The sequence below is a fragment of the Maribacter sp. genome, from assembly GCF_039968975.1.
In the GTDB taxonomy this organism is placed as follows: Bacteria; Bacteroidota; Bacteroidia; order Flavobacteriales; family Flavobacteriaceae; genus Maribacter.
Genome location: NZ_JBDVOT010000185.1, coordinates 61072 through 72348 on the forward strand (window position 1 = coordinate 61072; position 11277 = coordinate 72348).

An 11277-nucleotide genomic window follows, 5' to 3' on the forward strand; every position below is an offset into this window, starting at 1 on the left:
TTAATACTTCGAAATTAATATTTTATCCATTAAGAAATCATTTCCTCAAGAACACCCCCCTCAAATCACGAACTTAGAAATTAACATTTCTTTTAACATAATCTTTGTTTGATAGATTTACCTAGCTCTCTACTATTTCTTAATTTCCTAGTTCAAACAAACTAATTCGAAAAATGACTACAAAAAACTCTTGTTACAAGGCGGCATTGCTGACCCTTGTACTCGCCATTTCGTGCATATCTATGACGATGGCGCAAACCGTACCTTCGCCAGAAGATGTTTTTGGCTTTAAAGTAGGTGCCGACTACAAACTGGCAGATTACAGCCAAATTGAAGATTACCTTGGGCAACTAGATGCTGCTTCTAATCGCGTAAAAAAAGTTGAAATTGGTACAACGGTACTAGGTAGAAAAATGTACATCTTGTTTATCTCTAGCGAGGAGAATCTTAAAGATTTGGATAAATGGAAAGACATCAGCACTAAGTTGGCACGTGTACAAGTATCTGATGACGAAGCCATGAAGCTATCTGAAGAAGGAAAAGCAGTTGTGTGGATTGATGGTGGTATGCACTCTACGGAATTAGCACATGGTCAAATGACCTCTGAATTTGCCTATACCTTGGCTACTGCTGAAACTACAGAAATAAAGAAAATTAGGGACAATGTAATTACCATACTAATGCCCGTTATGAATCCTGATGGGTTAGATATTGTTGTAGATTGGTACAAGAAGAACCTAGGTACCGCTTATGAAACCTCTCGTCCGCCAATTTTGTATCACTATTATATGGGTCATGATAACAATAGAGATTGGTTTATGAATACCATGCCAGAGACCTATAATGTTACTAAGATATTGTATAATGAATGGTATCCACAGATTGTGTATAACCACCACCAATCATCTCCTTCTTGGACAAAAATTTCATTGCCACCATATGCAGATCCAGTAAATCCAAGAATTCATCCAGCAATTACTGCGGGTGTAAGTGAGGTAGGTTCTGCAATGACCAAAAGATTTTCATTGGAGAATATGCCAGGTGCAATTGCCGATAATTTTTATACCATGTTCTGGAACGGTGGTGGGCGTACCGTACCTTACTACCATAATATGATCGGAATTTTAACCGAGGTTGGTCATACAAGTCCGACGCCGCGATTCTATGATCCAGAAAAATTACCTAAAACCGTTGCTGGTGGCACACCTACAGATGGTACAGATATTATGTATCCAGATCCATGGAAAGGTGGCGAATCTCATTTTCGTGATGCTGTAGATTATATGTTAACCGCTACATGGGCTACTTTAGATTTGGCAGCTGATAGAAAGAGTAATTACCTATATAACATCTACAAAATGGGTGCTTCGGCAATTGAGAAATCTAAAGAAGAAGGTCCGTTTGCTTATGTGATTGGTAAAGATCAATGGGATGCTTTTGAGTCTGTAAACTTGGTAAATGTATTGTTGAAAGGTGGTATTGAAATTGAAAAAACCATCAAGAGTTTTGAGATTGATGGAAAGAAATATGAAAAAGGCACCTATGTAATTTACACGGCACAAGCCTTTAGACCTTACCTAATGGATTTAATGGAAAAGCAAAATTACCCAACACGTTTTCAGTATCCAGGTGGCCCTCCAGATACCCCCTATGATTTAGCAGGATGGACATTACCAATGCAAATGGGTATCACGGTAGATAAAATTGCTGAACCTTTTAAAGTAGCTACAGAAAAAGTATCAGAAGAAGCACCATATTATGAAGGTGAAATAAAAGGAAATGCATCTTTTGGATATTTATTGAGTGCCAACAGTAATGCATCGGTAATTGTAACCAACAAAGTGTTGAATGCAGGTGGAACGGCGTATAAAACAAAAGCATCTTTTAAATCAGGGAAAACAACATATCCGGCAGGTGCTTATATCGTATCGGGCGGTAGTGCTTCTGTAGAAGACTTAGCAGCTGAATATGGTTTAGAAGTAACAGGTTTATCTGCAGAACCAAAGGTAGAAATGACAAAGGTTCACGCACCAAAAGTAGGTCTGTATAAGTCGTGGGTTTCAAATATGGATGAAGGATGGACGCGTTTTATCATGGATGAGTATTCATTTGAAACAGATACTCTTCACGATACCGATATTCAAACAAAAGATTTATCTCAGTATGATGTATTGATTATACCATCGCAACGACCAAAATCTATTCTTCATGGTAATTCGCCACTAAAAATGCCAGAGAAATTTACGGGCGGTATTGGCTTAGAAGGGTCGGTAGCCTTAAGTAATTATGTGAAAAATGGAGGTACCTTATTGGCTTTTGATGAAGCTAGTAACTATGTAATAGAGCAATTTGGTTTGCCGTTAAAAGATGCTACGGAAGGCACAGATAGCAATGAATTCTTTATACCAGGATCACTGATTAAAACGGGTATAGAAACCTCACATCCGCTGGCATTTGGTATGCAAGACACCGTTGCGGTTTCTTTCAACAAGAGTCGTGCTTTCGTAATAGATAAGCAATCAAAAAAAGGCGAAGGTGGTACAGAAGATATAAAAGATGCTCCGGCACCAGAAGTTGAGGTTATTGCTAACTATGCGGCAAAAGATTTATTGATGAGCGGTTGGGCAATGGGCGAGAAAAAGTACATCGCTAAAAAACCGGCTATGGTAAAAGCAACATATGGTAAAGGTTCTGTAGTGTTGTTCGCTTTTAGACCACAGTTTAGAGCACAACCAAGAGGAACGTACAAGCTTATTTTCAACTCCATTTTTGAAGGTGCTGCAGAATAGTTGATTACTAGGAACGCTAGTAATATTCAGGCGCAGTTTAAAGTATTTAACGCAAGCTTAGATAATTATATAATAGAAATGTCCATCTCAATTTGATGGGCATTTCTATTTTAAAATATTTTTTAATAATTCAAGCAGCCTAAAAGGCTGCTTTCTTGGTTTTTAGGTGATTTATATACCAATGGATTCCATCAAATTCAAAAAACCGATTTTTGTATTTCCTAATAAAATGTTAAATTGAAGCAGCCCTTAATATTAGTGTACTAAAGTTCCCCCAGAATCTATTAGTGTTGCTCTTTATTAACGGGCTTTTTTTAGCGATGTCCAACTACGAATTAATTAACCTTTACTTTTTATCCCAATTAACGTTACTTTCAAGAAAATCTATTGAATTGGTAACGTAAGAGTGAAAATTCTAAAAATTCAATTAACTTTAATAGGTATATACCTTACTAAGGTTTTTTACCGAACAGAATTCAAAGAATAGTATTAAATTAGGCAAGCACTATATAAAATGCATTTGTAAATAATGGCAAAAATTGAAATTAAAGGTTCCCCCGAAGAGCTAGAAAGAGTAGCTACATTTTTAGCAAACAATAATGTAAAGTTTGATATTGCCAATGATTATGGCAATCATTCTCTAGAAGATTTAGAAAAGTATGAGCATCTGAAAACTAGGTTTTCTGACCCGGTTCCAGAAAAATAACTCAGCGACATGAAAGGCTTACAACAAATAAAATCTGAGATAGAATTGTTGACTAGTACAAGTAACAAAACTGAACTAGAAGTAGTAGATGCATTACAAAAATATTACTTCAACAAAGCTGTAACGGCCGAGATTAAGTTATACAAGAAGAAAAAGAAAAAGGTAGCTCAAATTACCAAAGACCTTAAAATTAGTCACCGTAGGTTCTATAAGATTTTAGAGGATAAAAAGATAGAATTTACCAAATACAATAAGTCTAAAGAAGAAACGGCAGAATAGTTTTCTTTGAGTAGATTCATTGGCTATAACCCAAGAGAAATGAGATTTATAAAGTACATACAAGTATTTCTTATTTCTGTTTGGGTATCTCATGCTGCCTATTCTCAAAAAGTAACAGTGAAAACTCAAGTACAAACTACGGTTAGTATTGAATGTACCGCTGATGGTTGTTTTGGCAGTTATTATGGCAAAGAATTTATAGATGGGTCAGATGTTGCTCATCAGTTTTCTAACACCATGTCTGCCAAAGTTGGGGATAAATTAAAGGAACTCTATTCTAAGGATAAGTACGTAAAAGTAGACTTTACGAACATAGATATGTCTACCGAAGGTATGGGTTCTGGTATGGTGACGTATAAGCTTAAGATTCCGTTTGTAACTGTGGCTACTAAATGCGATGCCTATACATCTTTTGATCATGTTGGTGGGTGGAATCACGCTCCTTCATTACCTAGAAGAAAAAAGGAATTAAGTTCTCTTTTACTGCCCGGCGAATCTTTAGATATCAGTAAGCTAAAAAAGACCCCTGAAGGTTTACAGGAATATTGGATTCAGTGGAAGAATAAGAACACCCAAAAACGTTGTAACAAATAGCAAAATTAATTTAATAAACCGTCTTAATTATTAAAAATGAACAAAGAATCACTCTCTAAATTAAGTAATGAAGAATTACTTAAAAAGCATACTGCTGCGAAAACTATGGTATGGCTTTTGGCAATTGTTCTAACAGGGTGCTTACTTTTCTTTATCTATATGTCTATTAAAGATGGGATTACTCCCTTATTAGCAGTTCCGTTAGCGTTATCAGCTATTATTCCTTTGAATGTGAAGAATATGAATACGTTAAAAAGGGAATTAGATTCCAGAAAATAAGCTTTAGTCATTTAAAAAAGGAAGACAAAATCAGAATTATGAAAAAATCTACCATTGCAATTATAGGAATGACAATAGCGGTGGTCACCATCGTATCTACTTTTATTAAGGACAATGATGCTGGTACGTTATTCGGTTATGAAATTGATATTTGGATGTATCGCTTAATTTGGCTTGCTTTATTTGGAGTAATTTTGAATGGATATTTGCAAGAGCGGAAAAACACATAATTATCTTTTGAATTGAACAATAGTACTGTTTCAGATTTAATTTAAACGAATTAGTGATAATATAGTGTCATTTTGTAGCTCAAATTAAAATTTATGTAAATAATCACCAAGTATTTCGACTCACACATCACATGAAAAAGCGAAAATTTAAAATCAGTGATATCATATTTGTCGTGTTCATTTTGTTGTTGATAATTCCACAGACAAGAACACCAATTCAGGTAGCGGTCAATAAACTGAAAGTAGCGGTTTGGTCGCCTAGTGTTGAAGATGAAGAAGACCAGAATGAGGTGGTTCCGTTTCAATATGCCGTGGTTGATATGCAGGGTGAAACTAAAAGTATAGCGGTTGGCAAGGGCAAGGTTATTTTTATCAGTTATTGGGCAACTTGGTGTCCGCCATGTATTGCAGAATTGCCAGGAATTCAAGAGTTGTATAAAGACTATGGAGGCAAAGTCAATTTTATACTACTGACCCAAGAAGAACCAGAAAAAGTGCAGCGGTTTATTAAAAAGAAAGGTTATGAGCTACCTATCTATTTTCCTCAAATGCAAGCGCCTAATGTATTGTATGAAAATAGCATTCCAACGAATTATGTCATAGATACCGCAGGTAAAATTATCATAAAAGAAACCGGTGCGGCAGATTGGAACAGTACAAAAGTTCGCGAGTTATTAGATGATTTAACAAAAGAATAGCGCAAAAAAAAAGCCGAAAAATGAATTCCGGCCTTTCCCACATCTCCCAATCAAAGAAACATTAATCAATCATTTCGCTAAGTATTTTTCCACTTTCATTAAAGACTACATCCATTTCATCATTCCATCCTTTATCAAGCTCTACATCATAAGTAGTAGATCCGTTTACAGTAGTTTTTTCGACAGAATCTACTTTGTATCCTTCATAGTTACTGGCAATTACAGATGTAATGGCTTGTGGTAAATCTGCAGCGGTAATTTCATGTTCCGCTCTGGTCGCTTTTCCGTCCATAGCATACCAAATTTCATGCTCTAGTCTGTTATTATCAAATTCAACTTTGTAAGACTGTCCGTCCAACTCCCACTCCACATCACTTGCCTTGGGATAATGCTGCTCAAAACTCTCTCTTAAATTTGTAGGCACATTGTTAGGGTTTATATCTTGTGCAAATACTGTAAATACACCCAATACGGTCAAAGCCAATGTTACTATACTCTTATTTTTCATCATCAGATAATTTTTAAATTCCCTTCAAAGAAAAGAGCTAAATCTAGAAGAAATTGGGAATAGAATTCATTTTGTTCATTTTTTAGCGTTAAAATGCACGACCTTATAATTCCCATATCTTTCTAGAATTCTATTATATTGTTGTTGCAAACAACAGTGCCATGAAAATTCTAATTATAGAAGACGAACCCCAAATGCTAGAGAATATGCGCCAAACTTTAGAGCGCGAAAAATATATGGTAGAAACAGCAGCTAATTTTGTAACTGCCAGTACTAAAATAGGAGTGTATGAATATGATTGTATTCTGTTAGATATTACCCTGCCAGATGGTAATGGATTAGAACTTTTAAAACAATTAAAGCAACAAGGTAAAGATGACGGTGTAATCATAGTTTCGGCGAAAGACTCTTTGGACGACCGTATAAATGGGCTAAATTTAGGGGCAGACGACTACTTGCCAAAGCCTTTTCATATGGCAGAATTACATGCGCGGGTAAAAGCAATAGTACGCCGCAGAACGTTTGATGGTAATAAGCTTATTGAAATTGGTAATATTAGTATTGACCCAGAAAGTAGAAGTGTACAGGTTAATAAAGCAGAAGTTGCCCTTAACCGAAAAGAGTATGATGTGCTATTATATATGATATCTAACAAAACACGTTTGGTGACCAAAACCGCTTTGGCAGAACATGTGTGGGGTGATCATATTGATCAGGCAGATAGTTTTGACTTCATCTATTCTCAAATTAAAAATCTACGTAAAAAATTATCAGATACTATGGCAAGTATAGAGATAGAAGCCGTTTATGGCGTTGGGTATAAACTACAGGTTATCTAAATTTTAGTAGCTATGAAACTGTTAAACCACACTACAAAATACTTTGCTTTACTCCTTATAGTACTTATTTCTGTATGGGCGGTAATTTTCTATTTTGCTATGTTAGATGAGGTGTACGACAGTTTAGATGACGGTTTGGAAAACCAAAAACAGTTAATTATAAGAGCGGTAAAAGACAACCCAGATCTCTTGCAGGACACCGAATTTGGTGTCAATAATTACACGATTAAAAACACCCATGTTGGTACTCATACCAATTTAAAGGATAGTTACAGAGATACTTTAATGTATATGCAGAACGAAGATGAATATGAACCTATTCGTATGCTTGAAAGTACATTTCAACAAGAAGGTAAGTACTATAAAATAAAACTCATTACTTCTATGGTAGAAGAAGATGACCAAATAGAAAATTTATTTAAGTATTTGGTAGGGCTTTACCTAGCGTTGATTTTGAGTATTGTGGTGCTCAATAACTTGGTCATGAAAAAAGTATGGAAGCCTTTCTATACGTTAATTGATAGATTAAAAGGCTTTAGAATAGAAAAAGATGACCCAATAAAATCTGAACAGACCGCTATTGATGAGTTTAATTTATTGAACCAAAGTGTAGAGCGTTTAACCGAGAAATCTAGAGATAGTTATATAGCCCAAAAAGAATTTATAGAAAATGCGGCACATGAACTACAAACACCACTAGCCATAGCCATTAATAAATTGGAGTTATTATTAGAGAAAAATCAATTATCTGGTTCGCAGACACATGAAGTGGGTGGGGTTTTAGATAACCTTACTCGATTAACACGTTTAAACAAGTCTTTATTGTTGCTTTCAAAGATTGATAATAAACAGTACTTAGAAGAAGAGTATTTAGATATGAATACCTTTGTTACTGAGGTTGCAAATGATTTTTTAGACTTTACCACGCATAAGAACATCAGTTTAAATGTTATCACAAACGCTACAGTACATTATACTATGAATGCTGACCTAGCGGTAATCATGATTACCAATTTGATTAAAAATGCCATTATACATGGTGATGCAGGTAAAGAAGTGACCATTACAATTGATGCAAATGAAATAAGTATCAAAAATTATGGAAAGGAAAAAGCATTGGATGCCAACAGTCTTTTTACACGATTTAAAAAAGTCTCTTCAGATAGTCGCTCAACGGGGTTAGGTCTTGCCATAAGTAAGGCGATAACAGATAAATATCTTTTACAACTAAAGTATTCTTTTACGGATCAGCATAATTTTATGGTAATTTTTCCATCAAGTAGTTAAGGTTTTTATAAAATCCGATGTGATACTAGTCTTTACCAATTCTTTACAGATTTGAAGCCTACCTTTATGTAAATAGTTTTAAATAAAGGAAGTATGACAACTACGAACACACCAGTAAATATGGCAAAAGTCAAATTTTGGACCATTGCGGCCATTGTTCTGGGCATGGGTTTCCTTTTTATGAATTTTAGGGATTGGTTACCGTATGATAGTGCAGAAAAGGTCACTTATGAAATTTCAGGACGATGGGAGCTGCCAAAAGAACTGCGAGAAGTATCTGGTATTTCTTGGATGAATGAAAATCAAATAGCAGCCATACAAGATGAAGACGGAATCATATTTATCTATGATTTAAAGAAGAAAAAAGTAATCAACGAAATTGAATTTGGTAATGCAGGTGATTATGAAGGCTTGGCAATAAAAGGTGACAATGCCTATGCACTTGAGAGCGATGGTACCATTACTGTTATTAAGAATTTTCAAAACCCAGATAGAAAGGTTACCACATATAAGACCAAGTTCAGTGAAAAAAATAACATGGAAAGCCTGTGGTTAGATTTACCAGCGAATCAGTTATTGGTCATACCTAAAGACCGTGATATTGATTCGGATAATATGAAAGGTGTGTATGCCTTTTCTTTAGACGATTATAAGTTGGCGTACAAACCAGTATTGCAATTAGATATGGAAGATGAGGTTTTGAAAAACTTTAGGGAGAAGAAAGTCTATAAAAATTTTCGCCCGTCTGATATTGCTATACACCCGAAAACTAAAGAAATATATATGTTAGAAGGTTCAAAACCTAAACTATTAATTTTAGATGAAAACGGAGTAGCTAAAAAGGGGTATAGTTTGGATAAGAAAATATTCCCACAACCAGAGGGAATTACTTTTAGTCCTCAAGGCGATTTATATATTTCAAGTGAAGGTAAGAATGATGGAAAAGGTACAATTACCAAATTGAAATTATTGCTTTAGTATATGTTAGATAATAACAATTCTACATCTAAAAGCAATCTGCCATTATATATTTCCATAGGTCTTTTGTTGTTTTTTGGGGCATGTTATTTTTTAATACCCAGCGTAAAAGAATTTTTAGATGAAGCATGGTCAGTGTTAACTAGTGATGATGAAGAACGTATACAAAAATGGGTTGCTAATTTTGGGTGGTTTGGTCCTTTTGTACTCATTTTGGCAATGGTGGCACAATTATTTTTACTGGTAGTACCTAGCTTATTGTTAATGGTTGTCTCGGTATTGGCATATGGTCCCATTTGGGGCAGTGTAATTATAGTTACTTCGGTTTTTGCCGCTTCTACAGTTGGTTATTTTATAGGAAGTTATTTTGGTGATACTATCGTTACAAGAATTATCGGTAAGAAAGCTGAAGAGAAAGTGGCGTCTTTTTTAGATAATTACGGATTTTGGGCGGTAATTGTTACTCGTTTTAATCCATTTTTGTCCAATGACGCCATTAGTTTTGTAGGTGGAGTATTAAGTATGGGCTATTGGCGGTTTATGGGTGCAACCATAGTAGGTATTTTACCGCTAACAGGTTTTATTGCTGTTTTCGGCAAAAATATTGAAGACCTAAAAATGGGATTATTATGGGGTTCAATAGTTAGTGTATTAGTTTTTGGAATTTATGTTTGGTGGGATAAGCGAAAAAACAAAAATGAAAAATCAAATTCTTAAGATAATTTTTCTTGAATATATGCTGACATAAAATCTTTTTTATCAAGTGCTTTTTCAGCAAAATTGAAAAGACTTAAGCACCTATCTAAATTCTGATTTTCGTAAGTGACTTTGTAATATTTGTTATTGTCCAAAAAATCTGTTAATGCACGAAGCCCGTGAATAAATGGCATAAAAACTGCACCTAGAGGCAGGCTTTCTTTTTCTTCGTAAGTTAATATCGGTCCGTTTGAAGATAGTCCGTCTACGAAAGATGTGAACAAGGTTTTGTTGAATGTAATGAGGTTATGATTTTGTTCATCTTCTGCAGCGGTATTGACAACTGTTCTAATAGCATCACCAAAATCATAAAAGAAATACCCTTTCATAATGGTATCTAAATCAATTAGGCATAATGCTTTTTTAGAGGTTTTTGAGAAGAGAATATTGTTGAGTTTAGTATCATTATGGCATACCCTAATAGGTAGGTTGTCTGTATTTAAGTTATTGAGCTCCTTAATCAAATACTGTGCTTTGGAAATAGCTAATTCTGCAATGTTTAGTTTTTCTACATCTGCAATTTCCAAAGCTTGTTTAAATTCTTGCTTTCTAAAAGATAACTGATGAAACTTGGGCAATGTATCTTTATATAGATTGGTATCAACATCTTGTAATAGCTGATGAAACTTACCAATGATTCGTCCTGCTTCAAAGGCGGTATTTATATCAGTAGTGGTATTATATGTAGTGCTATTGGGAATAAAGGTCATCATCCGCCAGAACTCATCATTTTGAATAAGGTAGTTGGCTCCAGTTTTAGTAGTCAAAAAAGTTATTTGCGCATAATCGTTAGCATATAGTATGGGCAATGAAAACTGAATATTATCCATTAGAATACGGGCATTCTTGAACACTTGGGTATTTATTTTCTGAAGGATATACTGCTGTTCACTTTCCGTTACCAAATAGGTGTCATTGATAAGTCCGCTATTTAGGGGAGTCCAATCTGTTGAGCTTCCGTTAAGGTTAAATTCAGTCAGTATTTTTTTGATGGATTCTTTTTTCATGTTGTATTACTACAGTTCAATTTTTAAAGGTATTGAAAACTTAAGGACTGTCTTAATTATTTTACTGGGCATTGATAATTAAAATAAAAGTGAGGCCATTTTATGTAGTTGGCCTAATAATAATACGATTTTGAAAATAAAGGAGTTAGTATCTTAACCAATCAAATTTCCCCCAAATATGATTACGATTAAGACCTGCTTAAATGTAGCTATATTATTCATTTCTACGACATATGTACAAGCTCAATGTGAAGTTTTTAAGAGTGAAATTAGCGATGTTCAGCGTTATATGTCTCAGTTCAGTACATTATCAGATTCATTAAGTAG

Annotated in this window: 13 protein-coding genes; 11 read left to right on the forward strand and 2 right to left on the reverse strand. The window is 34.7% G+C overall.

Features of this window, described 5'->3' with window-relative positions:
* The first annotated feature begins 173 nt into the window (after positions 1-173).
* From ABJI11_RS12705 to ABJI11_RS12735, 7 genes are all read left to right on the forward strand, one after another.
* A complete protein-coding gene (locus ABJI11_RS12705; protein ID WP_348352783.1) occupies positions 174-2789 on the forward strand; it encodes a M14 metallopeptidase family protein in 2616 nt (871 codons plus the stop codon).
* A 529-nt stretch (positions 2790-3318) separates the two neighbouring features.
* A complete protein-coding gene (locus tag ABJI11_RS12710; RefSeq protein ID WP_348352786.1) occupies positions 3319-3495 on the forward strand; it encodes a hypothetical protein in 177 nt (58 codons plus the stop codon).
* A 9-nt stretch (positions 3496-3504) separates the two neighbouring features.
* On the forward strand, positions 3505-3774 hold the full coding sequence (locus ABJI11_RS12715; RefSeq protein ID WP_348352789.1) for a hypothetical protein: 270 nt from the start codon (positions 3505-3507) through the stop codon (positions 3772-3774).
* 39 nt (positions 3775-3813) lie between these two features.
* A complete protein-coding gene (locus ABJI11_RS12720) occupies positions 3814-4368 on the forward strand; it encodes a hypothetical protein (protein WP_348352792.1) in 555 nt (184 codons plus the stop codon).
* A 36-nt stretch (positions 4369-4404) separates the two neighbouring features.
* Positions 4405-4647 carry a hypothetical protein gene (locus ABJI11_RS12725; RefSeq protein WP_348352794.1) on the forward strand — a complete coding sequence of 81 codons (243 nt, stop codon included), beginning with the start codon at positions 4405-4407 and terminating at the stop codon, positions 4645-4647.
* Positions 4648-4685: 38 nt separating this feature from the next.
* Complete coding sequence (locus ABJI11_RS12730; RefSeq protein WP_348352797.1) at positions 4686-4877, forward strand: hypothetical protein; 192 nt, start codon at positions 4686-4688, stop codon at positions 4875-4877.
* A gap of 131 nt (positions 4878-5008) precedes the next feature.
* Complete coding sequence (locus ABJI11_RS12735) at positions 5009-5575, forward strand: TlpA disulfide reductase family protein (protein ID WP_348352800.1); 567 nt, start codon at positions 5009-5011, stop codon at positions 5573-5575.
* Positions 5576-5636: 61 nt separating this feature from the next.
* Here the strand turns inward: ABJI11_RS12735 and ABJI11_RS12740 are convergent, their stop codons facing one another.
* Positions 5637-6086 (reverse strand): PepSY-like domain-containing protein, encoded by a 450-nt coding sequence (locus ABJI11_RS12740; protein ID WP_348352803.1) that lies wholly within the window; start codon positions 6084-6086, stop codon positions 5637-5639.
* 158 nt (positions 6087-6244) lie between these two features.
* Between ABJI11_RS12740 and ABJI11_RS12745 the strand changes: the two genes are divergently transcribed.
* The 4 genes from ABJI11_RS12745 (at position 6245) to ABJI11_RS12760 (ending at position 9904) form a co-directional block, all read left to right on the forward strand.
* A complete protein-coding gene (locus tag ABJI11_RS12745) occupies positions 6245-6922 on the forward strand; it encodes a response regulator transcription factor (protein ID WP_348352806.1) in 678 nt (225 codons plus the stop codon).
* Between the two features lie 12 nt (positions 6923-6934).
* On the forward strand, positions 6935-8209 hold the full coding sequence (locus ABJI11_RS12750) for a HAMP domain-containing sensor histidine kinase (RefSeq protein ID WP_348352808.1): 1275 nt from the start codon (positions 6935-6937) through the stop codon (positions 8207-8209).
* Between the two features lie 93 nt (positions 8210-8302).
* Positions 8303-9187 (forward strand): SdiA-regulated domain-containing protein, encoded by an 885-nt coding sequence (locus ABJI11_RS12755; RefSeq protein ID WP_348352811.1) that lies wholly within the window; start codon positions 8303-8305, stop codon positions 9185-9187.
* 3 nt (positions 9188-9190) lie between these two features.
* Positions 9191-9904, forward strand: a complete 714-nt coding sequence (locus ABJI11_RS12760; RefSeq protein WP_348352814.1) for a TVP38/TMEM64 family protein — start codon at positions 9191-9193, stop codon at positions 9902-9904.
* Here the strand turns inward: ABJI11_RS12760 and ABJI11_RS12765 are convergent.
* The gene (locus ABJI11_RS12765) at positions 9901-10950 is read right to left on the reverse strand and encodes a phosphotransferase (protein ID WP_348352817.1); all 1050 of its coding nucleotides are present in this window, start codon (positions 10948-10950) and stop codon (positions 9901-9903) included. The two genes, ABJI11_RS12760 and ABJI11_RS12765, sit on opposite strands and share 4 nt — an antisense overlap.
* Between the last annotated feature and the right edge of the window lie 327 nt (positions 10951-11277).

What these genes read in the sequence shown, in the direction of transcription:
- ABJI11_RS12705 (WP_348352783.1), top strand. Translation starts at nt 174, where the DNA reads ATGACTACAAAAAACTCTTGTTACAAGGCGGCATTGCTGACCCTTGTA.
- ABJI11_RS12710 (WP_348352786.1), top strand. Translation starts at nt 3,319, where the DNA reads ATGGCAAAAATTGAAATTAAAGGTTCCCCCGAAGAGCTAGAAAGAGTA.
- ABJI11_RS12715 (WP_348352789.1), top strand. Translation starts at nt 3,505, where the DNA reads ATGAAAGGCTTACAACAAATAAAATCTGAGATAGAATTGTTGACTAGT.
- ABJI11_RS12720 (WP_348352792.1), top strand. Translation starts at nt 3,814, where the DNA reads ATGAGATTTATAAAGTACATACAAGTATTTCTTATTTCTGTTTGGGTA.
- ABJI11_RS12725 (WP_348352794.1), top strand. Translation starts at nt 4,405, where the DNA reads ATGAACAAAGAATCACTCTCTAAATTAAGTAATGAAGAATTACTTAAA.
- ABJI11_RS12730 (WP_348352797.1), top strand. Translation starts at nt 4,686, where the DNA reads ATGAAAAAATCTACCATTGCAATTATAGGAATGACAATAGCGGTGGTC.
- ABJI11_RS12735 (WP_348352800.1), top strand. Translation starts at nt 5,009, where the DNA reads ATGAAAAAGCGAAAATTTAAAATCAGTGATATCATATTTGTCGTGTTC.
- ABJI11_RS12740 (WP_348352803.1), bottom strand. Translation starts at nt 6,086, where the DNA reads ATGATGAAAAATAAGAGTATAGTAACATTGGCTTTGACCGTATTGGGT.
- ABJI11_RS12745 (WP_348352806.1), top strand. Translation starts at nt 6,245, where the DNA reads ATGAAAATTCTAATTATAGAAGACGAACCCCAAATGCTAGAGAATATG.
- ABJI11_RS12750 (WP_348352808.1), top strand. Translation starts at nt 6,935, where the DNA reads ATGAAACTGTTAAACCACACTACAAAATACTTTGCTTTACTCCTTATA.
- ABJI11_RS12755 (WP_348352811.1), top strand. Translation starts at nt 8,303, where the DNA reads ATGACAACTACGAACACACCAGTAAATATGGCAAAAGTCAAATTTTGG.
- ABJI11_RS12760 (WP_348352814.1), top strand. Translation starts at nt 9,191, where the DNA reads ATGTTAGATAATAACAATTCTACATCTAAAAGCAATCTGCCATTATAT.
- ABJI11_RS12765 (WP_348352817.1), bottom strand. Translation starts at nt 10,950, where the DNA reads ATGAAAAAAGAATCCATCAAAAAAATACTGACTGAATTTAACCTTAAC.